Source organism: Hyphococcus sp. D3-15 (assembly GCF_055809375.1).
Genome location: NZ_CM147910.1, coordinates 2,602,442 through 2,622,270, shown reverse-complemented (window position 1 = coordinate 2,622,270; position 19,829 = coordinate 2,602,442). Strand labels below are relative to the sequence as shown.

Annotated in this window: 27 protein-coding genes and 1 tRNA gene; 19 read left to right on the top strand and 9 right to left on the bottom strand. The window is 57.3% G+C overall.

The genetic code is table 11. The annotated features are described in order from the left end of the window. Nucleotides 1–956: 956 nt before the first annotated feature. Nucleotides 957–1,625 (bottom strand): recombinase family protein, encoded by a 669-nt coding sequence (locus AC0L8G_RS12970; protein ID WP_473384601.1) that lies wholly within the window; start codon nucleotides 1,623–1,625, stop codon nucleotides 957–959. Between the two features lie 153 nt (nucleotides 1,626–1,778). On the opposite strand from AC0L8G_RS12970, the gene AC0L8G_RS12965 reads away from it, so the two are divergent. The 5 genes from AC0L8G_RS12965 to AC0L8G_RS12945 all read left to right on the top strand — a co-directional run bounded on the left by AC0L8G_RS12965 (nucleotide 1,779) and on the right by AC0L8G_RS12945 (nucleotide 3,376). Beyond that, a complete protein-coding gene (locus tag AC0L8G_RS12965; RefSeq protein WP_473384600.1) occupies nucleotides 1,779–1,946 on the top strand; it encodes a hypothetical protein in 168 nt (55 codons plus the stop codon). Further along, entirely contained in the window at nucleotides 1,946–2,110 is a 165-nt protein-coding gene (locus AC0L8G_RS12960; protein ID WP_473384599.1) for a hypothetical protein, read from the top strand. Before AC0L8G_RS12965 ends, AC0L8G_RS12960 begins: the two co-directional genes overlap by 1 nt. Before the next feature lie 740 nt (nucleotides 2,111–2,850). Continuing rightward, a complete protein-coding gene (locus AC0L8G_RS12955) occupies nucleotides 2,851–3,024 on the top strand; it encodes a hypothetical protein (RefSeq protein WP_473384598.1) in 174 nt (57 codons plus the stop codon). An 11-nt stretch (nucleotides 3,025–3,035) separates the two neighbouring features. Further along, on the top strand, nucleotides 3,036–3,224 hold the full coding sequence (locus AC0L8G_RS12950) for a hypothetical protein (RefSeq protein WP_473384597.1): 189 nt from the start codon (nucleotides 3,036–3,038) through the stop codon (nucleotides 3,222–3,224). A 17-nt stretch (nucleotides 3,225–3,241) separates the two neighbouring features. Further along, the gene (locus AC0L8G_RS12945; RefSeq protein WP_473384596.1) at nucleotides 3,242–3,376 is read left to right on the top strand and encodes a hypothetical protein; all 135 of its coding nucleotides are present in this window, start codon (nucleotides 3,242–3,244) and stop codon (nucleotides 3,374–3,376) included. Nucleotides 3,377–3,604: 228 nt separating this feature from the next. On the opposite strand, the gene AC0L8G_RS12940 is transcribed toward AC0L8G_RS12945, so the two are convergent. Then, entirely contained in the window at nucleotides 3,605–3,826 is a 222-nt protein-coding gene (locus tag AC0L8G_RS12940; protein ID WP_473384595.1) for a hypothetical protein, read from the bottom strand. Between the two features lie 277 nt (nucleotides 3,827–4,103). On the opposite strand from AC0L8G_RS12940, the gene AC0L8G_RS12935 reads away from it, so the two are divergent. Beyond that, nucleotides 4,104–4,313, top strand: coding sequence for a hypothetical protein (locus AC0L8G_RS12935; RefSeq protein ID WP_473384594.1), 210 nt, complete (start codon nucleotides 4,104–4,106; stop codon nucleotides 4,311–4,313). On the opposite strand, the gene AC0L8G_RS12930 is transcribed toward AC0L8G_RS12935, so the two are convergent. The 4 genes from AC0L8G_RS12930 to AC0L8G_RS12915 form a co-directional block, all read right to left on the bottom strand. Continuing rightward, the gene (locus tag AC0L8G_RS12930; protein ID WP_473384593.1) at nucleotides 4,301–4,675 is read right to left on the bottom strand and encodes a hypothetical protein; all 375 of its coding nucleotides are present in this window, start codon (nucleotides 4,673–4,675) and stop codon (nucleotides 4,301–4,303) included. The two genes, AC0L8G_RS12935 and AC0L8G_RS12930, sit on opposite strands and share 13 nt — an antisense overlap. A 154-nt stretch (nucleotides 4,676–4,829) precedes the next feature. After that, nucleotides 4,830–4,904, bottom strand: a tRNA-Thr gene (locus tag AC0L8G_RS12925). Between the two features lie 80 nt (nucleotides 4,905–4,984). Beyond that, complete coding sequence (locus AC0L8G_RS12920; RefSeq protein ID WP_473384592.1) at nucleotides 4,985–5,374, bottom strand: acyl-CoA thioesterase; 390 nt, start codon at nucleotides 5,372–5,374, stop codon at nucleotides 4,985–4,987. A gap of 71 nt (nucleotides 5,375–5,445) precedes the next feature. Further along, nucleotides 5,446–6,024: an LOG family protein gene (locus AC0L8G_RS12915; RefSeq protein ID WP_473384591.1), complete on the bottom strand. Its 579-nt coding sequence runs from the start codon at nucleotides 6,022–6,024 to the stop codon at nucleotides 5,446–5,448. A 99-nt stretch (nucleotides 6,025–6,123) separates the two neighbouring features. Between AC0L8G_RS12915 and AC0L8G_RS12910 the strand changes: the two genes are divergently transcribed. The 5 genes from AC0L8G_RS12910 to AC0L8G_RS12890 all read left to right on the top strand — a co-directional run bounded on the left by AC0L8G_RS12910 (nucleotide 6,124) and on the right by AC0L8G_RS12890 (nucleotide 10,523). Then, nucleotides 6,124–6,315, top strand: a complete 192-nt coding sequence (locus AC0L8G_RS12910; protein WP_473384590.1) for a hypothetical protein — start codon at nucleotides 6,124–6,126, stop codon at nucleotides 6,313–6,315. Then, nucleotides 6,315–7,574, top strand: coding sequence for a UDP-N-acetylglucosamine 1-carboxyvinyltransferase (gene murA / locus AC0L8G_RS12905; protein WP_473384589.1), 1,260 nt, complete (start codon nucleotides 6,315–6,317; stop codon nucleotides 7,572–7,574). The genes AC0L8G_RS12910 and murA overlap by 1 nt, the downstream gene beginning before the upstream one ends. Before the next feature lie 10 nt (nucleotides 7,575–7,584). Then, the gene (locus AC0L8G_RS12900; protein WP_473384588.1) at nucleotides 7,585–8,034 is read left to right on the top strand and encodes a DUF2948 family protein; all 450 of its coding nucleotides are present in this window, start codon (nucleotides 7,585–7,587) and stop codon (nucleotides 8,032–8,034) included. A gap of 4 nt (nucleotides 8,035–8,038) precedes the next feature. After that, entirely contained in the window at nucleotides 8,039–9,349 is a 1,311-nt protein-coding gene (gene hisD / locus AC0L8G_RS12895) for a histidinol dehydrogenase (protein WP_473384587.1), read from the top strand. A gap of 403 nt (nucleotides 9,350–9,752) precedes the next feature. Next, entirely contained in the window at nucleotides 9,753–10,523 is a 771-nt protein-coding gene (locus AC0L8G_RS12890) for a hypothetical protein (protein WP_473384586.1), read from the top strand. A gap of 13 nt (nucleotides 10,524–10,536) precedes the next feature. Here the strand turns inward: AC0L8G_RS12890 and AC0L8G_RS12885 are convergent, their stop codons facing one another. The 3 genes from AC0L8G_RS12885 to AC0L8G_RS12875 are packed head-to-tail and all read right to left on the bottom strand — an operon-like array spanning nucleotide 10,537 to nucleotide 13,064. After that, nucleotides 10,537–11,166: a glutathione S-transferase gene (locus AC0L8G_RS12885; RefSeq protein WP_473384585.1), complete on the bottom strand. Its 630-nt coding sequence runs from the start codon at nucleotides 11,164–11,166 to the stop codon at nucleotides 10,537–10,539. Beyond that, nucleotides 11,163–12,089, bottom strand: coding sequence for an oxygen-dependent tRNA uridine(34) hydroxylase TrhO (trhO, locus tag AC0L8G_RS12880; RefSeq protein WP_473384584.1), 927 nt, complete (start codon nucleotides 12,087–12,089; stop codon nucleotides 11,163–11,165). Before trhO ends, AC0L8G_RS12885 begins: the two co-directional genes overlap by 4 nt. Before the next feature lie 36 nt (nucleotides 12,090–12,125). After that, nucleotides 12,126–13,064, bottom strand: coding sequence for a DUF481 domain-containing protein (locus tag AC0L8G_RS12875; protein ID WP_473384583.1), 939 nt, complete (start codon nucleotides 13,062–13,064; stop codon nucleotides 12,126–12,128). A gap of 150 nt (nucleotides 13,065–13,214) precedes the next feature. Here AC0L8G_RS12875 and AC0L8G_RS12870 point away from each other — a divergent pair, with 150 nt between their 5' ends. The 8 genes from AC0L8G_RS12870 to AC0L8G_RS12835 all read left to right on the top strand — a co-directional run bounded on the left by AC0L8G_RS12870 (nucleotide 13,215) and on the right by AC0L8G_RS12835 (nucleotide 19,809). Then, nucleotides 13,215–13,703, top strand: a complete 489-nt coding sequence (locus tag AC0L8G_RS12870; RefSeq protein ID WP_473388866.1) for a UPF0262 family protein — start codon at nucleotides 13,215–13,217, stop codon at nucleotides 13,701–13,703. Nucleotides 13,704–13,710: 7 nt separating this feature from the next. Then, entirely contained in the window at nucleotides 13,711–14,136 is a 426-nt protein-coding gene (locus AC0L8G_RS12865) for an arsenate-mycothiol transferase ArsC (RefSeq protein ID WP_473384582.1), read from the top strand. A 94-nt stretch (nucleotides 14,137–14,230) separates the two neighbouring features. Then, nucleotides 14,231–14,449, top strand: coding sequence for a translation initiation factor IF-1 (gene infA, locus AC0L8G_RS12860; protein WP_104830882.1), 219 nt, complete (start codon nucleotides 14,231–14,233; stop codon nucleotides 14,447–14,449). Nucleotides 14,450–14,532: 83 nt separating this feature from the next. Then, nucleotides 14,533–15,054, top strand: a complete 522-nt coding sequence (locus tag AC0L8G_RS12855) for a Maf family protein (protein WP_473388865.1) — start codon at nucleotides 14,533–14,535, stop codon at nucleotides 15,052–15,054. Further along, nucleotides 15,051–16,220, top strand: a complete 1,170-nt coding sequence (locus AC0L8G_RS12850) for a ribonuclease E/G (RefSeq protein ID WP_473384581.1) — start codon at nucleotides 15,051–15,053, stop codon at nucleotides 16,218–16,220. Before AC0L8G_RS12855 ends, AC0L8G_RS12850 begins: the two co-directional genes overlap by 4 nt. Beyond that, nucleotides 16,201–17,220, top strand: a complete 1,020-nt coding sequence (yacG, locus tag AC0L8G_RS12845; protein WP_473384580.1) for a DNA gyrase inhibitor YacG — start codon at nucleotides 16,201–16,203, stop codon at nucleotides 17,218–17,220. Before AC0L8G_RS12850 ends, yacG begins: the two co-directional genes overlap by 20 nt. A gap of 127 nt (nucleotides 17,221–17,347) precedes the next feature. Then, nucleotides 17,348–17,626, top strand: coding sequence for a hypothetical protein (locus tag AC0L8G_RS12840; protein WP_473384579.1), 279 nt, complete (start codon nucleotides 17,348–17,350; stop codon nucleotides 17,624–17,626). 80 nt (nucleotides 17,627–17,706) lie between these two features. Then, entirely contained in the window at nucleotides 17,707–19,809 is a 2,103-nt protein-coding gene (locus AC0L8G_RS12835) for a TonB-dependent receptor (protein WP_473384578.1), read from the top strand. Nucleotides 19,810–19,829 lie beyond the last annotated feature (20 nt).

Below are 19,829 nucleotides of genomic sequence, written 5' to 3'. Positions count from 1 at the left end.
TTTCGCGGCGCGGCATCAAACGTCATCGCTTGATAGTCTTTTCGTTAAAACAGTGTGGCCCAGCGGCGCCCGCAACGGACACAGTAAAAAGCGACCACGCGCAAATTCTTGAGGCATGTCTTTTCTTCTCGACATGGGCCGTATTGATGGCAACCAAACAAACAAAGCAGGCTTTTCACTTGTTGACCTTCTAATGTAAGCGCAGCGTCAGACACGCGGGCGGATAGTTTTCGGTGAACTTGCGGCCTTCGCTTTCGAATGTCACCATGACTCGTTCCTTGCCGATGTTATCAGGTGACGTCTTGCAATCGAGCCAGATCGGCGCGCCGCATTTCGGACATTCCTTACTTCCAGCCGGGAGGTGGTCGCGCTTATCACCGTGGTTTCAAGAATGGAGCAATGGCCGCAGGGGCAGACCCAGTTATGACTATCGCCGATGTAAATTGACGGGGAGGGCGTTCCGCACTGTTCGCAAAATATTTTCCCGCCGTTAATCGATGCGCCCTTCACCTCCAGATGCTTTGGTGACAATTGCATATCCAACTGCTCCTTAAGTGATGCGTGCGGTCATGAATTAGTCATGGCGCTGACGATGGCGGCGCCGGTAGCGGTATAGGCGACCGCGCAAAGCGTGTATCGCCAATTCCACTTGATCTTTAAAAAGTGCGGAAGCAATGAAGCCACAAGCGCAATACCTATCGCCGCTGTCCAGTGTTGCATGCCAGTCCTTTCGTTTAGCGAAATTTGAAGGGAGGGCGGGTCGCTACTCCCGCTATGGGTGGCACTGCAACTACCTTCGGATCAGATCCGATTTTTCGAGGGTCCCGCGGCTCCTGTTGCTTTCGCCGCTGCGCGTCACGCTACCGCGCTGCCTCCCTTCAAATTTCGCCGGTCCTTTCGTTAAGGTGTACATCGAATTGCCTTTAACGTCGTTTTTTGCTCAGAGCTTAAAGTGTCTACTTTCCGCTCTTGCGGGCCTTGAGCCGTTCGCGGCGCTGGCGCCAGCGCTCGGCCCAGTCTTCCGGGTAGGCGCCGCCTTCATCGAGGCGATCGCGCCACTTGCGAAACGTGCCCCAAGACAGCCGCTTGCCCAGCTTGTCATAGACGCGATCTGACAGCGCCTGGTCGGTGATGCGATCGCCGCGCTCGCGGTACTCCGCAATCAGTGCGGTCGCCGCGCCCCATATTTCTTCTGTGATGGCGGGGAGGCCGCCGACCTGGACGCCGCGTTCCTTCGCCTGGGCGATCCCGGCCTTGGTGCGTTCGGAAATCATGGAGCGCTCCAGCTCGGCGAAGGCGGCGAACATCTGGAAGGTGAAGGCGCCGATCGGCGTGCGGGTGTCGAACCCTTGCGTCGTGCAGACGAAATCGACGCCCTCGCGTCGGAACTCGTCGAGGAGGTTGATGAGGTCGAGGGCCGAACGGCCGAGCCGATCAAGCTTCCAGACGACAAGCGTGTCGCCGGACCTGAGATCCATGCGGCATTCTTTCCAGCCCGGCCGGTCGAGGGTCTTGCCCGATTTCTTGTCCTCATAGATGCGCACGCAACCCGCGGCGCGGAGCGCGGCGAGCTGAAGCCCGAGGTCCTGGTCCTCGGTCGAGACGCGGGCGTAGCCGATGAGCATGAACAGAAATACAGGCGATTCCGCCCGGCGGTCAGCCGGCCGGTGACGATTCCTGTTTTCGGGAATGTTTGCGCATGGGTCATTTTTCCTTCTATACACCCCTTGCATTAATAATGGAAGGGTATAATATAAAAGTTAACAAGGGAGGCAGATATGGCGAAGCAAACAGAAACGCTTGAAGAGATGTTGGACCGGGCCTATCGGGCCAGCCCCGCCTTTGCATGCTCCATCCTTGAGCGCGCCCAATCGGCTTTTCGACTGAGCCGCGAGCAGCTTAGCGACGCGCTTTTCGCCCGTTACGGCGTCCGGAGCTTCGCGTGATGAGCGGAAAAGTCGAAAGCCTCGCGGCGATCAAAAAACGCCGCGAGCAAGAGCAATATAAATCCCTTATTCTCGACACGTTTGATCGCTTCGAACACGCAGACAAGCGAGGGCAGTCGGAACGTCGTGCAAATGTTGAGCGTGCGGCGCGCCAAAAGCTTTAACAGGAGGCAGCATGGCATTAGGCGTTGCGACAGATCCAGCAATTGACGTTCAGTGTCTTGAAGCGCTCTGGCAGGGTCAGCGCCCCTCACAAGTCGCGCGTGATCTCAACCTGCCGACATGCACACAAGTTTGCCGAAACGCCGGTCGGGAGGCTTTGCGTCGGTTGGAGAGCGGTCGGGCGGCGCCAGTGGGGCCGGGGCCCTTAATCACAGAAAACGGTGCTCTTGGGCATGGTGGACGTTGTGATGCGTCAAAGGGTGACGCCGCGCTCGAAATGAAACTCGCCGGCGACACTTTAACGGTGATCTGCAACGAGCTCGGCTGGCGCTACGAGGGCGCCGCCAGCACCGCAATCTCACGGGCGGCTATTCGTCGCCTTTCCACTATCCACGAAGAGTAACGAGAGGCTCGATGTCGGCGACGGAAACAATCAGCGAAAACCATGAGCGCCGAATTGCCGCGCTGGAGGCAATCTTGCCAGCCGCCGCGCTCGACCTGATTTATCGCGATCCGCATTCTTGGAGTACGCGCGGCTGCCCCACTTGCCGGCCCATCACGGAAATGATCGGACAGGATTTTGGGTGCGTCCGTTACGCGAAAGAGCACGCCGCGAAACAGCGGTCATAGGAGGCAGATCATGGGCCGTTTTTGGTTTTGGTATCGAATGGAGCGCAGCCGTTCACAAAGCCGGATTTCATCGGCGCGTCGCGCGCTCGGCAAACTGACAAAGTGAGGCACGATGAAACAGCGGCGCTTAGATATTTCGATCAACCGTGCAAAGCGCGCGGAGACGGTCGAGGATTATCATCAAGTGCTGCATGACATCGCCGAGCGGGCGCTCAACGCTGTCGATAAAGATTGGGCGCTCGACGCCATATGTCAGATCGCGCAAGCGGCGCGGCTGAAAACTTAAAGAGAGGCAGCATGTCGGAAGACAAAATCAAGATCGAGGGAAGCGCCGACGGGTCGAAGGTTCATCTGATCTCAAAAGCAGAAATCGGAGAACGCAGCGCAAGAGCGACGATTACGCAGGAGCTTTCGCAGGATGAAGCGGTCGAACTCGGATGGCGATTAATTCACATGGCCGGTTTTCAGCACGGTCGAACGAAGTAACAGGAGCCCTGCACGACATGATCAAAGCTGAGATACGCATTAAGCAGGCCGATAACGGCTTCCTGATCTTGTTCGATGATCAGCCTGCCGATATGGGAAAAATGGCGGCCCGAGAACTGGTCGCGAACTTTCTGAATGAGAGGCAGAATTGATGCGCCGGCCGCCTCAAGATTTGGCGGCGCATCAAGTGAGAGGAAGTCCAGTTCCTTTCGCAAGGCGAGCGTCGCGTCTCAGGGCCTGTGCGTGGGCGCCATCGACGAGCCGGATGTTTGAGGGCGGAGGATGCACCCCGAGCCCAGGGCTGCCCGGCAGAGGGAACTAGAGAGAAACCCCGCAGCCGGTGGAAGCCCGGCGCCGATTTTACAAGAGCGCCTGCGGCTTCACCGTATCGTCATCGCGATCGACCGGGCGAGGCTGCGCAGCGATTTCATGCGATCGATATGGCGCGGATCGGTGGCGAGGCCGTTTGTCGGACGCAGCGCCTCGAACGCGGTTGAGGGCAGGCGCGTCAGCAGCGCCTCGATCTGATCTGTCCAGCGCTCCACGTCGCGCGCCGGCGGGCGTTCATTCTCGATGTCCTGGTTGAAGTCTTCGTCCTGCATCGGTCTTTCCCTCGTCTGGCGAAGGGCGACCGCCCGGCGCGATCAAAGCGCCAGGAGGGCGGCGGAGTCAAGCGGCGGCGTGGCGGAGATCCGGATCTATATCCGAACAAAAGCAGCCAGCTGCCGCATATGTAATCAAGGGGCCAGAAAGCGCTGCATTTTTGATCTGCCGCGGCGGCTTTCGTTTTCGTCAGCCAGATCTCCTTTGTTGCGTCTGCGGGTTGCCGGTTTCCGCGCGCCGGCGCCCGCACCCCTTTCAATGCGATGGAGAAATTTTATGAAAGACGTCCTCGACGTTCTGGTCGCCACCCTAAAAGGGCTCGGCGCCACAAAAGCAAAAGCACTTGGAAGCAAGGCGCGTGGCTTGCTGAACGATGCCGTCGCCAGCACGGATCCGACATATGACAACGATCTTGTCGAAGTCCTGGACGCCTTCACTGAAGGCTTCGGAGATGACGACGCCACCGCCGCCGATCAACAAGCCTGATCCAGGTGAACATTACACTCTATCTGATCGCGGGGCTGGCCGGAGTGGCTGGCCTCGCGATTTTTTATCGCAACTGGATCCTTGAACGGGAGCGCCGCCGCCATGACCGTCAGCAAATCAAAATGCTTCGCGAGATGCTTAAAAATCGTGATCGCTTCAGCGATCCTGATGCTGTCGAGCGGGTGCTTGACGCTTTCGAGCGACCGGATGACGCCTTGCCAACCGACGGCGCCGGTGACACTGACGGCGGCGGAACGGAACTTACTGACGGCTGAGACCAAGCGCCAGATCGCTGTCGTGAATTGCGACTGGGCGATCACCTGTAAAGAGTTCTCGACGAAGCCGCAGCGCCAGGCCTGCACCAGCGATTAACTCCCTCCGCGGGGTAAATACTGGGGTAAAATTCGGGGTAAAGCGAAAGTGTGCAGGAGTGCGCCGCCGGCCGCGAGTGGCCGGTTAAGGTGCTGAAATTGCAAACAAAGCAATCGTAAGGAGGGTGCCTGTCAGAGGCAGTAGTGGTGCTGCCGGAGAGAATTGAACTCTCGGCCTCTCCCTTACCAAGGGAGTGCTCTACCCCTGAGCTACGGCAGCGAATTTTTGAGGCGCGCCCCAAAAGAGGCGGCGGTATAGCGCGAGCGGCCCGGCTTGAAAAGCCGCATAAGCTAAAAACCCTAACTGGCCGGTAAGACCCCGAAGAGGTCGAGAATTTCCGGCCCGACTCGCCGGGGTTTGCGGGTTTTTGCGTCGATCAGGCACCAATCAGTTTCCACCTTGGCGGAAAACCGGCCTGCGCCGGGCTTTCGAATGTCGATATGGCGCAGGAAACGAGGTCCGGACACCCGTCCCAGCCAGGTGCGGATTTCAACGGTTTCGCCTTCCACGACCTGATCGCGGTAATCGATCTCGTGTCTAAGGGCGACCCAGATCAGCTCGCGTTGCATCGCTTCACTTGCGACGTGCCGCCAGTGGGCCGTGCCTACATCCTGCGCCCAGGTCAGATATACCGCGTTATTCACATGGCCGAGTTCGTCGATATGATCCGGCTCCGCCTTACGGATCATCAGGGCCGAACATTCATAGGAAAGTGCTGCTGTGAGATTGCCGGTGAGGGGGGAAGGGGCTGGGTCATCGATCAACGCCTCAATTCATCCACCCACTTTTTATCAGTGGGAATTTCCGCCGCCGCCAGCTTGTCGATAAGATTGTCCGGATCTTCGTCGGCGCAAAGAATGGCGCGGTGTTGGGGCTTTACGAACGCCTCGCGAACCAGACTGTCGAGAAAACCCTGTAGGCCGTCATAAAAGCCTGCGACATTCAACAATCCCACGGGCTTTGCGTGAAAGCCGAGCTGGGACCAGGTCCAGACCTCGAAGGTTTCCTCTAGGGTGCCAATGCCGCCGGGCAGGGCGATGAAAGCGTCCGACAGGTCCGCCATCTGCGCCTTGCGTTCATGCATGGACGCGACGATTCGAAGCTCGCTGAGGTCTTCATGGGCGATTTCCAGTTCCGCGAGGGCTTTCGGCAGGACGCCAATAGCTTCGCCGCCAGCCTGGATTACGGCGTCTGCAACCTCGCCCATGAGCCCGACAGACGCGCCACCATAGACTAGGCCAATGTCTCGCCGGGCCAGCGTCTCGCCAAGCCTTTTGGCCGCCGCTTGGTATTCCGGGCGTGCGCCAAGGCTGGAGCCGCAGAAAACGCATATTCTCATAGGTCTCCGGATGGCACGGCGTGGCCGGTGAATCCAGCCCCTCAGGCAGTCCCAGCATGCTTGACCTTAACCGCCGGCAGGCCTTTAAGTCCGCCCCCTATGCCGGGAAAACAGGACAAATCGCAGGATCGCCAGATCGCCGCCCAGAAAAAGCCGGGTGCATCGGAGACCAGTGACGCCAAGATCAAGGCTGCAGCCCGAGAGGCGCGTCTGGCGGAGGCCTTGCGCGCCAATTTGCGGCGGCGCAAAGCACCCAGTTCAGATGAGCCTGCTGAAAAGAAAGAAGACTAATGGATAAACTGGCGATTATCGGCGGGCGACCGCTTTATGGCGTGATTCCGATCAGCGGCGCGAAAAACTCCGCCCTGAAGGTGATGGCTGCATCGCTGCTCAGCGATGAGCCGCTGATTTTGCGCAATGTGCCCCGGCTCGCCGATGTGGACATGCTGCTGCGCCTGCTGGAGCAGCACGGCGCCCAATCGAAATTTGAAGGCTCGACCCTTTCGCTCCACGCGAACACGATTGTCTCGACGGAGGCGCCCTATGATCTGGTGCGCAAAATGCGGGCGAGCTTTAATGTGTTGGGTCCGCTGCTTGCGCGCGAGCGCAAGGCCAAGGTTTCACTTCCCGGCGGCTGCGCGATTGGCGCGCGCCCGGTTGATTTGCACCTGAAGGCGCTGACCGCCATGGGGGCGAAAATTGATCTCGATGAAGGCTATGTGTTCGCCGAGGCGCCGGACGGGTTGAAAGGCGCTCATATTTCCCTCCCATTTGTCTCTGTGGGGGCGACTGAGCACACGATGCTGGCCGCGGCGCTTGCTGATGGCGTGACCACGATTGAAAACGCCGCCCGTGAGCCGGAGATCGCCGACCTCGCCGCTTGCCTCAATGCAATGGGCGCAAAAGTTTCGGGCGCCGGAACATCCACGATTACGATTGAGGGCGTTGACCGGCTGCATGGCGCGGAGCATTCGGTTCTGCCGGACCGCATCGAAACCGGCGCTTATGCAATGGCGGTGGCGGCGACCGGCGGCGAGCTCACGCTTTCAGGAACCAGGAGCGATCTCCTTGGCGCCGCTTGGGCGGTGCTGGAGGAAACCGGCGTGGAGCTTGATGAGGTTGAGGACGGCATTCGTCTGCGCCGCAACGGCGCGCGCTGCAAAGCCGTCGACATCGTCACCCAGCCATTCCCCGGCTTTCCGACGGATTTGCAGGCGCAGTTCATGGCGTTAATGGCGACCGCGGACGGGGTGTCGACGATCAAGGAAACGATTTTCGAGAACCGCTTCATGCATGCGCCTGAACTGGGCCGGATGGGCGCGAAAATTTCAGTGGACGGACAGACCGCGACGGTGCGCGGCGTCGCTCGCCTTAAGGGCGCGCCAGTGATGGCGACGGATCTGCGCGCCTCAATGTCGTTGGTAATCGCCGGTCTCGCGGCGGAAGGCCAAACCATGGTCAATCGGGTCTATCACCTTGACCGGGGCTTTGAACGATTGGAAGAAAAGCTTCAAGCGTGCGGCGCGCTAATTGAACGCGTGAAAGAATAGGAGAGCTGGTTTGGCTTCGCTGAATGATTACAAACCCCTGCGATTGATGGCGGGCGACGGGGAGGATCTGAAGGTCCTTTCGGCTGTGCTGCAAGATGCGGTGGCGAAGCTTGGTGATTTCGCGTTTCTCCCAAAGCAGCGGCGATATGCTTTTGTGGCGAACCGCTTCATCTGGGAAGCCGTGGGTGAACGGCGCGGACCCTATGGCCGGGTGCGCACTGGCGTGCATTTCGATGATGTGAAATCGGTCAAATTCCAGAATCTGCGCACGGATGCGAAAGACGCGGTGGTCGAGTTACTCGCCGCGCGCTTTGAAGAGCAGGAAGACGGCGCCGGGGAGATCATTCTTGATTTTGCGGGCGGCGGCGCGGTTCGGCTGGAAGTTGAAAGCGTCAACGCCTTTCTGTCCGACATCTCCGAGCCGTGGCGCACCCGCGCCAAGCCGGAGCATAAAGAGTAGTCTGATGGTTTTGCGTCTGAATAATCGGGATGCGGATTTTAGCGCCGCCTTCGACACCTTCATCGCGAAGGATCGCGATGGCGGCGCGGATGTGAGCGCGGTGGTGCGTGAAGTGATCGCTGCCGTGCGCGCCGGCGGCATGGATGCGCTTAAAGCCTATACGCAGAAATTCGATGGCTTTGATCTCGATGAAAATAACCTGCGTGTGACGGCGGAAGAAATCGAAGCCGCAGAAGCTGCTTGCGACAAACAAGATCTGGAGGCGCTGGACTTCGCTGCGGCGCGCATTCGCGCCTATCATGAAAAACAAATTCCTGCCGACATGCGCTATACTGACGATCAGGGCGTAACGCTGGGCTGGCGCTGGACCTGTGTAGACGCGGCCGGGCTTTACGCGCCGGGCGGGCGGGCGGCCTATCCGTCGTCAGTGCTGATGAACGCGATTCCAGCGAAAGTCGCGGGCGTTGGGCGCTTGGCGATGGTGACCCCGGCGCCGGGCGGTGAGATGAACCCGTTGGTGTTGGCTGCGGCGAAGCGGGCAGGCATTGACGAGGTTTACCGCATTGGCGGCGCGCAGGCGGTGGCCGCGCTTGCCTATGGCGCGGGGCCTATCAAGCCGGTGGACGTTATTGTCGGGCCGGGCAACGCCTATGTGGCGGAAGCCAAGCGGCAGGTTTTCGGGACCGTCGGTATTGATAGTGTAGCCGGTCCGTCAGAAATTCTGGTCGTAAGCGACGGAAAAACCGACCCTAATTGGGTGGCTGCTGACCTGCTATCTCAGGCGGAGCATGATCCGTCCTCTCAAAGCGTGCTCATTACTGATGACGCCGCCTTCGCAGGCAAAGTCGAGGCGGCGGTGAAAGTACAACTTGCGGAAAATCCTCGCCGGGAAATCGCCGAAGCCGCATGGAACGGCAATTCCGCGATCATCATCGTGTCATCGCTCGACGCCGCCCCTGCGCTGGTTGACCGTATCGCGCCGGAGCATTTGGAACTCTGCGTTGACGACCCGGAAGTGCTCCTCAACAAAGTCCGTCACGCGGGCGCTATCTTCCTCGGTCGTCATGCGCCAGAGGCTATCGGCGACTATGTGGCGGGCCCGGATCACGTTCTCCCAACCGCGCGCGCAGCGCGTTATGCGTCGGGTCTTTCCGTGCTCGATTTTATGAAACGCAGCTCGATTATTGGCTGCGATGAAGCGGCGGTCGCGAAACTCGGCCCCGCCGCCGCGCGTCTCGCCGATGCGGAAGGTCTTCCGGCGCACGCGAAATCTGTCAGGGTGCGGTGTATTCAAAAAATAAGTAAAATTCTTTAACTAAAGTTGGTAAAAGAAGTAAAATACATATATTCATACGATATGATATAATATAACTTATGTGTTATTTTGCGACACTTCTCGTTGGCTTATTGTAAAAAATATGTTTTCATTTAGCATTCATGCTCATTTATGAGGTGTGGTGAATGGGGAGTGCCTCAGAGCGTGCGGCACGTATGCAAATGATCTCAAAAAAAGCAGTTTTTTGGTTTGCCTTAATAGAATTCTTTGTGTTGCTGGTCTTATCTATAGGCGCACTTTACTTGGTAAACTCAGGCTCAGTCTGTTCAGTTGACGTGGCAACTAAAGGTGGGGGCTTTCGCTTCGTAGTTGCGATGTAGATCCTGCATCAATGCTCGCACATCTTCGAGCAAATAATGATCAAGCGAGAGCTGTAGCCAGTATGGTCGCCGATGACGACGCTTTAGTGGAGGTTTTCGCAAATCAACTGGCAGAGGCTCTGAGGGAAAATACTTCAGGTGTAAGTAGTGAACGGACTATTGCGGAGCGGCTTTCTAAATTGTTCGCTGCAAGAATTGCCGTTGAAAGACCCGATATCCTTGCTCAGGCCCTTGTGGATTCAAATATCGAATTAAATCAGTATGAGCAACAATTTGAAAAACGAGAATTGTTTTCTTCTAAGAGTAAAAGACTTGTAGAGTACTTTGAGAATAAACTAATTACCGCATTGGGGAATTCTCCTGATTTCACTGCGCCTGAGGCGGACAATAGATTGCGACAATTGCTTGAGGCGCAAGTGCTGCTAAGAGAACTCCGTTTAAAGGCTGATGCAAAAGAAGGCCCATTTTGGGATCCCGGCTACCGTATTGAAGCATCTCTCCCACAAATTGATGCGAGGCCCCTCTCCTGTGAAGTGAAAGTATGGGCTGAATCAGCGTTTCAACAACAATTGTTGCTCATCAGGCACCGGACTGGCGAGGAAATTCTTGCTTATGGGAGCCCTGGCGTAGGTAGTGGTGATGAAGAAGAACCAATTCAGCGTGTTTTGATTAGTTCAGATCAGAATGAAATACTACGACTTCCTCAAAGAGGAAGGCATGGAATACGTGGCATGGTGCTGGTTCGTGTAATTGATTTTAATCAAGCTAGAAGAGTAGACCCTACTTGCGCTAACATTATAGAAGGGCGTTATCCTGACTTAAGTTCGACATAAGCACGACTTACAACTACTCATGAAGTACGAATTCCTCTCCCGTCTCCTTCCACAACGGATATTTCTCCATCACGGATTTGAACAACGCCGACTCCATAAGCGTTTTGAGCCAGCGCTGGGCATTCGGGATCGGCGCGGCGTCGAGCCAGTCCTTGTCGGCGATGCGGAACTGGCGGACAAAGGGGAAGACCGCGATGTCGGTGAATCCGCGCTTGTCCCCGTGCAGAAAGTCGCTGTCCGACAGACGCGCCTCGAGTTTCTGTAAAAACTCAAACCCGGCGGCGCGGTGTTCTTCTGCTTCGGCGCCTTCGTAGCGCGTCGAATATTTGTAGCGGTCGAGATGGTGTTTGAACGGCCCATCGTTTTCGGCGATGAGGGCGTCATCCTTGCGTGATAGCCAGCCTTCGGGATCGTTCTGTTCAAGCGCCCACATCATTACATCGAGGCTTTCATCGATGACGCCCTCGCCATCGACCAGCACCGGGACGGTGCCTTTCGCAGAGGCGGCGAGCATTTCCTCCGGCTTGTCGCGCAGCAGAATTTCTCGCAGGCGAACCTGGACGCCGCTCGCTGCAATCGCCATCCGCGCTCGCATGGCATAGGGACAGCGCCGGAAAGAATAGAGGACGGGTAGATCAGTCATTCGGCCTTGGATAGCTTCTTGCCAATATGCTGCTCACCGCGCGCTTTGGCGAGTTCGATCTGTTTCTGGCGTTCGGCGAAGCGCTGGCGTTTTTCTTCCGAATATTCGTCTGCGCAATGGGGGCAGGAGATTCCGGCGACATAATGCGGCGAGGCCTTGTCCTCATCGGTGATTGGCCGGCGGCAGGCGAAGCACTGATCATAGGAGCCGGGCGCAAGGTCATGACCAACGGAAACGCGTTGGTCGAACACGAAACATTCCCCGCGCCAAAGGCTTTCCTCTTCGGGCACGGTTTCGAGATATTTGAGGATGCCGCCTTTCAGGTGAACAACATCCTCAACGCCTTCCGAGCGCAGAAACGCCACGGATTTCTCGCAGCGAATGCCGCCGGTGCAGAACATGGCGACTTTTTTGAACGGGTGCTCTTCACGAAATTTGCGGAACCATTGCGGGAAGTCGCGGAAAGAGTCAGTTTTCGGGTCAATTGCGCCTTCGAATGTGCCGATGCCAACCTCGTAATCGTTGCGCGTGTCGATGACGATGGTGTCGGGGTCTGAAATCACCTTGTTCCAGTCATGCGGCTCCACATAGCGCTCATGGCTTTTGTGCGGCTCTATGTCGGGCACGCCCAAAGCGACAATCTCTTTTTTCAGGCGCACTTTCATCCGCAGAAACGGGTTTTCATCCGTATAGGATTCTTTCCAGTCGAGATCGACGCAGCCGGGCAGTTCCCTGATCGCGCTGAGAACGGCGTCGATGCCCTCGCGTGTTCCGGCGATGGTGCCGTTCACGCCTTCTGGCGCGAGCAGGATGGTGCCCTTGACACCTTCCGCCTCAGCGCACGCTAAAAGCGCTGCCTGATGTTCAGTGAAATCGGGCAGGGGCGCGAATTTGTAGAAGGCGGCGACGACGAGTTGGCTCATGGCCCGGGTGATAGGCCATGAGCCGGGTCGGCTCAACTAAAAGCCGTAAATCAGTGATGCTTTTGCAATTGTATCGGTTTTTTTGCGGCCCAAAGGCGGGTCCGTCTCATAGCGGTACTCGAAGGAAAGTCCGGTTGAAATATCGCCCCAGAGCTGGGTCGTGAGCGACGTCACAGACTGAAATGTGGTGGTCGGCGAGGTCCAGGTGGTGGCGAAATCCTGCTCGAATTTCACACCTTCGCGGATCAGCCAGTCCAACTCGCTTGCGGCGTAGAGCGCGAATTGGTTTTCTACTTCACGGGTGAGGTCGATTGGCGAATAGCGAAAGCCGGGGCCGCCTTCGAGCTTCAGCGAGAACGCTTCGGATTTGGCGAAGTAATGGCCAAGACCTGCGCCAGCAAAGAGACGATAGTCAAACCCGGAAAATTCATCTTCCTCATAGGCAAGTCGTCCATAGGCGTAGCTATGCGCGCTGAAATTGTAGTCGAGCTTGTAGGCGGCGCCCCACCGCTTCTGGGTCGTGGCGTTGTTGGATTCGCCATAGTCGAAAAAGGCTTTGATGTTGTGGGTGAAATCGCCGTCAGCGCGCGCCGCGTCGATGGCGACGCCCGCAGCGACATTTTCGGAATTGCCCGATGACATGACGCCAGAAGCGCTGATTTTTCCGTCCCAGGGGGCCAGAGCGAGAATTCCGCCGGCGTCAGGCGCTGTTTGTGCTTCCGCCTCCTCTGGTTCGGGCGGGGTCAATGCAGCGATCTGAGCATCAACTTCGCTGGTGATAGTCCCTTCATAATCGGGAAATACCGCCTTCACCGCCTTCGCCACGGCGGCGATCTCCGCTGGGTCGCCGCTTTCATAGGCGCTGGCGAGCATAGCGGCGGCGATATCCGGGATGGCCGGGGCTTCCTGGGCGAATGCTCCATGGGAAGCGGTTGCAGCCAGTAGGGCTAAAACGGAAAGCTGAGACGATTTCATTATAATTGAACACTCCAGAATGACTTTCTCTCCCATATGGCGGCCTCAAAAGGCGATGATTCTGAGCAAAATTGTGGCGCCGCCCCAGACTATGGAGCGTGACCCATGGCTCAGGGCTGGTTAAGAAGGGCGAGGAGATTCGGGAAAGTTATGACCGGCGAAGAGCCCAGCAAGGTGAGCTTTCATATCGTCAAGATTGATCTTGACGAGCGCTCCCTTGCGCCCGCCACCGCAGATATTGAGCATGAGCGCAAAGTCGCGATTTATGACCTACTTGAAGAGAATTACTTCCACCCGATTGGGGTAGAGGGCGGACCGTTCGAGCTTTACCTCTCTAATGTAGAACGCCGTCTGGTCTTCGATGTGCGCAAAGCCGGCGGAGAAGCGCTGGGGCAAGTGCATCTCTCGATGACGCCGTTCCGCAAGATCATCAAAGATTACTTCATGTTGTGTGAAAGCTATTATGATGCGATCCGCAACGCTGCACCGGCGCAGATCGAGACTATCGATATGGCGCGCCGGGGAATGCACAATGAAGGCTCTGATATCCTGCAGGAAAGGCTGAAAGACAAAATTGAGCTTGACGAAAATACCGCGCGGCGGCTTTTCACTCTGATCTGCAGCTTTCACATGCGATGAGAACTCTATGACCCAATCCGTCCTCTTTGCGTGTAACATGAACTCGGTGCGTTCGCCGATGGCGGCGGCGTTGCTGCGCCTGGAAGCCGGGGACCGAGTCAATGTGGATTCCGCTGGCGTGTATGAAGGCGGGCTCGACCCATTTGTGGAAATCGTCATGGGCGAACTCGGCGTCGCCATGCAGGGGCACGCGCCAAAAATGTTGAGCGATGTCGACTTGTCGGCATTCGACGTCGTTGTGGCGCTCACCCCGGAGGCGGCCATCGAGGCTCGCAAGCAATTACCCCGCGCCGCCATCGAGTTTTGGGATATTGAAAACCCTTCAGAAGAACGGGGCGGCCGCGACGCTATCGTGACGGCTTATGCCCGGGTCCGGGACGCAATTCGACTAAAGCTCGCCCAGCGCTTCCCCGATATCTACAAAAAACCTTGATTTTCCTTGCATTCGCAACCATCTTCCCGCCGCTGCCGGGTCGCCAATGGGTGATTCCGGTTGAAAATGTTGTCGCTGACTGATTGAGGGGCGAATGGCGAAAGAAGAACTGCTCGAGTTTGAGGGCACGGTTGAGGAGTTGCTGCCAAATGCAACTTTCCGTGTGAAACTCGAGAACGACCATGAGATCATTGCTCACACCGCGGGCAAGATGCGCAAAAACCGCATCAGGGTGCTCGCCGGTGACAAAGTCCTTGTGGAAATGACGCCATACGACCTGACTAAAGGCCGCATAACCTACCGATTTAAATAGGGCTCTTGCTTGTGCCGGACAAAAAAAACGGCGCTTCGCTGATCCTCGCCAGTTCCTCTCCTCGGCGCAAAGCGCTGCTGGAAATGATCGGGGTGACGCCTGATCAGATCATTCCAGCGGATATTGACGAAACCCCTTTGAAATCTGAGACGCCGCGCGATCTTGCTTTGCGCCTGGCGCGCGAGAAGGCGTTGGCGGTCGCAGCCCGGCACCCTGAGGCGTTTGTTCTGGGATCCGATACGGTTGTGGGCTGTGGGCGGCGCATATTGCCGAAGGCTGAAGACGAACAAACAGCGCGCGAATGTTTGGCGTTGCTGTCCGGGTCTGCGCACCGCGTATTCACCGGTGTTGCTTTGGCGGGGCCTGGCGGCAAGCTTTCTGAGCGGGTCTGTGAGACCAAGGTGAAAGTCCGCCGCCTCGATGGCATGGCCATAGAAGAATATATCGCCAGCGGAGAATGGGACGGCAAAGCGGGCGGATACGCTATTCAGGGCCTGTTCGCGAAGCACATCATATCGATATCCGGATCACACCCGAATGTGGTGGGCTTGCCGGTCTATGAGACCGCCAACCTGCTCATGGGCTCCGGCTGGCGCAGATCATGAATCGTCTGATCATTGAATGCGGCGTCGCCCAAACTCGGGCGACGTTGATCAAGGAAGAGACGGTGTGGAAATTCTGGATTGGCCCGGCTCGAGGCGATGAAGCGTCTGATGCACAGCCGCGGGCGGGCCGTCGATTTGCGGGGCGGGTGAAAACCGTTGATCAAAGTCTTGCCGCTGCCTTTCTTGATCTGGGCGACGGGCGCGATGCGTTCCTACCTATAAAAAAGAACAACCAAGACCATTGCGTTGATGGCGCAATAATTGAAGTCGAAGTAAAGGCGCCGCCGCGGCAATCAAAGGGTGCGTTGTTGCGCTTCATCGCAGCGCGTGAGCCGGCGATGCAACCGGGCCGAATGCCCCCCAATCTTGACGCTGTGATTGAGGCCGTCCAGGCGGTCGGGGAAAGCGCAGAAGAAATTATAGTGGACGAGGGCGCGGCTTGCAGAGTGCTGCATGACGCTGGTTTTTTAAACGCCGTTCATGAAAGCCACCCGCTTTCGCTTTTTGGAAAATTTGGCGCAGACACAGCATTCGAGTTGGCGTTCGAAAAAATCGCGCCATTGGCGGGTGGCGGCAGGCTAATCATCGACGAGGCGCAGGCGTTGACCGCGATTGATGTGGATACGGGCGGACTTGGCGCGTCATCGCCGGCGCGCCTCCGCGAAAAAGTAGCCTTTGCAGCGGCAGAAGAAGCAGTAAGGCAAGTTTCATTGCGAAACATTGGCGGGCATGTGGTTATCGACTTTCCAGATATTCGCGGTGATGCGGGGCGCAATCGGTTTCAAACCCATATGCGCGAGGTCATGGCGTCCATTGACGGCGCTGGCGCACCGAGCTTTTCACGCTCCGGTCTGTTTAGCTTCACGGCGCCGCACCGCGCTCTGTCCTTGCTCGAGAGCCACACAGAATATGATGACAGCATGCCGATTGCAGGGCGTCGTTTCACAGTTGAAGCCAAAGCTCAATTTGCGCTCGCCGCATTAGAACGCCGGTTGCGCGCCGCGCCGACTGTGCGAATGCACCTTACAGTCAATGACGATGTGAAAAAGTTTCTGGATAAACGGCCTCAGTGGATAGAGCGAGCGAGAGACCGATATGGCGCGCGCTTTTCTATTCGTTGCAGCCAGGAAATTGGAGGGCGCAGTTTTGACCTTACCGAGCAATGATAATTCGGGACGGAAGGGCGTCTCTTGTCCGGTGTGTTCGGCAGCGGCGGAGGATGAGTACGTTCCTTTTTGTTCCAAACGCTGCGCCGATATAGACCTGCACCGGTGGCTTTCCGGGACCTACGCGATCCCCGCAGAGGAGGATGATAGCGAAGGCGTGCAGGATTCTGGAGGACGAACGATGAATATGGGCGCAGAGCCGGATCACTCCATGGAACAGCCGCCTGTTGCTTCAGGTTTCGACGCCTATGCGCCGGAAGTGATCGCAAAGCGAATCGAAAATGTGGGGATTAAAAAAGCAAAGCTGCCTTTGATGAAGCTCGCGATGCTCGGTGTTCTGGCTGGTGTGTTCATCGGCTTCGGCGCGGCTTTCTACACGGTGGTCATCACAGGGGATGCACTTGGCTATGGCGTTTCGAAGCTGCTCGGAGGAATGGCGTTCTCCCTCGGTCTGGTGCTTGTCGTGGTGGGTGGCGCGGAACTGTTCACCGGCAACAATCTAATTGTGATGGCTTGGGCGGATAAGCGCGTTTCAACCATTGCATTGCTGCGCAACTGGAGCGTTTCCTACACAGCTAACGCAGTGGGAGGCATTGCACTTGCCTTTGCAGTTTACCTGAGCGGCGTGATGGAGGCGGGCGGCGTGGCGGCGACTGCGATTGCAATCACGGAAGCCAAGTTTGCGCTTTCGCCATTTGAGGCGTTTATGCGTGGGGTTCTGTGCAATGCGCTTGTTTGCCTTGCTATTTGGCTCAGTGTGTCTGCGCGAAGCGTCACGGACAAGGTTCTGGCTATTATCTTTCCTATCACCGCCTTTGTGGCGCTTGGTTTCGAGCATTCCATCGCAAACTTCTACCTGCTCCCAGCTGGACTGCTCGCCGGTGCAGAAGGCGGCATCATGGAAATGGCCGCCAATCTTGTCCCGGTCACGCTGGGGAACATCGTTGGGGGAGCGGGCGGGGTGGCGGGCGTCTATTGGGTGATTTACGGCCGTGACTAAGGCGTCTGGCCATTTAGCCGATCGAGTGATATAATCACACATTGGCAAAGTCGATATGCGTCTTTGGCGGCTGATCGGCTGGAATGGGACAGTGACGGGAATTTCGCGACATAAAACGCGTTTTGGCGTGGCGGCGATTTTGTTCGCCGCAGCCGCTGCGCTGTTTTTGTCTCAGGCGCTGATCTCAACGCATGCCACAAAATATGGCGAAGGCCCGCATAAACATGATGGCCAGGTCTGCGTCCTCTCGCATGCCACCCATAGCAGCGATAAGGCTGTAGCTGCGTCCGTTTTTGTGCTGATGGTGTTTGCCGCACTCTGGTGCGCGGGCCCGCTTTTCGCCCAAACCGAGCGTGCGGCGATCGCCGTGCGCGCCGCCCATCCGCGCGGTCCTCCAAGCTTCTGACTTCCGACATCGTTGAAATTTGATTGTCAGCCTCGCGGGTGAAACGTGCGAGGCGTTTAGAAGTTTGAAGGTATCACACCATGTCCAAAAAGCTGTTGCTGTCCGGCGCTGCGGCGTTCGCTATAAACGCGCAAGTTTGCGCATTCGCACAAAACGAAGACCACGGCCATGCTGACGATGAGATCATCGTAACCGGCTCGCCGATCGCCCATCCGGAGCATGAATCCGTCATCGCCGCATCGGTCCTGACGGAACAGGAACTCGCTTCGCGCGGGGAGGCCTCTATTGGCGAGCTTTTGCGTCAGGAGCCGGGTATCTCGTCCACATTCTTCGGGCCGGCAGCGAGCCGCCCCATTATTCGCGGCCTCGGCGGCGACCGGATCAGCGTGCTTGACGCCGGCATCGGGTCGATAGACGCCTCGTCGGTGAGCGATGATCACGCTGTCGCTGTTGAACCGGCGACTGCTGAACGGATTGAAATCGTTCGGGGCGCTGCGACGCTATATTATGGGAGTTCGGCGGCGGGCGGCGTCGTCAATGTGTTTGACGGACGCATTCCCGACAGTGCGCCCGATGGCGGCATTGATGGGGCGCTACGCACCAGTCTCGGGTCAGCGGATGATTCCGTTGAAGCCGCCGGGGGATTTGACGCTTTGTTGGGTGAAGTCGGCGACACCAGCATCGTGTTCCATGGCGAAGGCTACTACCGCAATACAGATTACTACGCGGTTCCGGGTTTCGCAGAATCTGCGGCAATGCGTGCTGCGGAAGAAGCCGAAGAGGAAGAAGAGGGGGATGAACACGCGCATGAGGAGGAGGAAGAAGCCTTTGGCAGCGTGCCTAACACTGCGATGGAGGCTAAAGGCGGCGCAATAGGCGCTTCGCTGGTCTTCCCCGATGGGTATATCGGCGTTTCCGCCAAGCTCGCCCGGTCGTTTTATGGCGTTCCAGGTCATCATCACCACGAAGAGGAAGGCGAGGAAGAAGAGGGTCACGAAGAAGAGCATGGCGAAGAGGCGGTGAATATCGATCTTGACCAGGAACGCTATGATTTAATGGGCGAGTTCAACAAGCCTTTCCTGTTTGTCGACACGACCAAGATCCGCTTTGGATATGCAGATTACACCCATCAGGAACTTGAGGGTGACGAAGTCGGCACAACCTTCAACAACAAGGGATTTGAAGGCCGCGTTGAATTTCTTGAAAAGGAATATGGCAAGTTTCGCGGCGCCAGCGGTATACAGTACAAGCACCGCAATTTCGAAGCGGTCGGCGATGAGGCGTTTACGCCGCCGAACATCACCGACCAGATCGGCGTATTCACTGTGCGTGAATATGAATCAGGCAATTGGCATGCTCAAGTCGCCGGTCGCTATGAGCATACAAAATCAGAGGCGGAAAGCGTCGGCCTTTCACGCTCATTCAATGCCTATAGCGTCTCGGCCGGGCTCGGCGTGGAGCCCGCGGAAAACCTCTTTTTCGGAGTTAACGCCATGCGAACCCAGCGCGCGCCAGCGCCAGAGGAGCTTTTCTCGAACGGGCCGCATCTTGCAACCAACGCCTATGAAGTTGGCGACCCTATGCTCGGGCTGGAGACGGCGCGCGGCGTTGAAACAACAATGCATGGTGAATTCGGCGCATTCGCCTTTACGGTGAACGGGTTCTACACGGACTACAAAGATTTCGTCGCGCTGGTCCCTAATGGTGAAGAAGAAGACGAAATACCGGTTTTTGAATTTGGCGCGCAAGATGCTGTGTTCAAAGGGTTTGAGGCGCAGGCCGACGTGGAGCTCTTTTCCGCGGCCGGTTTTGATGTGTCAGCGCGAGCGCAGGTCGATTATGTGCGGGCGAAGTTTAAGGATGCCGGCGCAGTGCCGCGCATTCCGCCTTTGCGCTCAATTCTAGGGCTGGAGGCGAGATCGTCTTACATTGACTTGCGCGGGGAGGTCGAAATCGCTGCCGAGCAAGATCAAATCGCCGATTACGAATTGCCCACAGATGGATACACGCTGGTCAATCTCGCAGCGACGTGGCGGCCGGGCGGCGCCGATCACGGATTGTCCGTGCAGTTGCGGGCGGACAATGTGACGAACGAAGAGGCGCGCCTTGCCACGTCGTTTTTGAAGGACGTAGCGCCTTTGCCAGGTCGGAATTTCAAAGTGACTTTGCGCGGCGAATTCTGACAACACGAAAACGGCAGCGA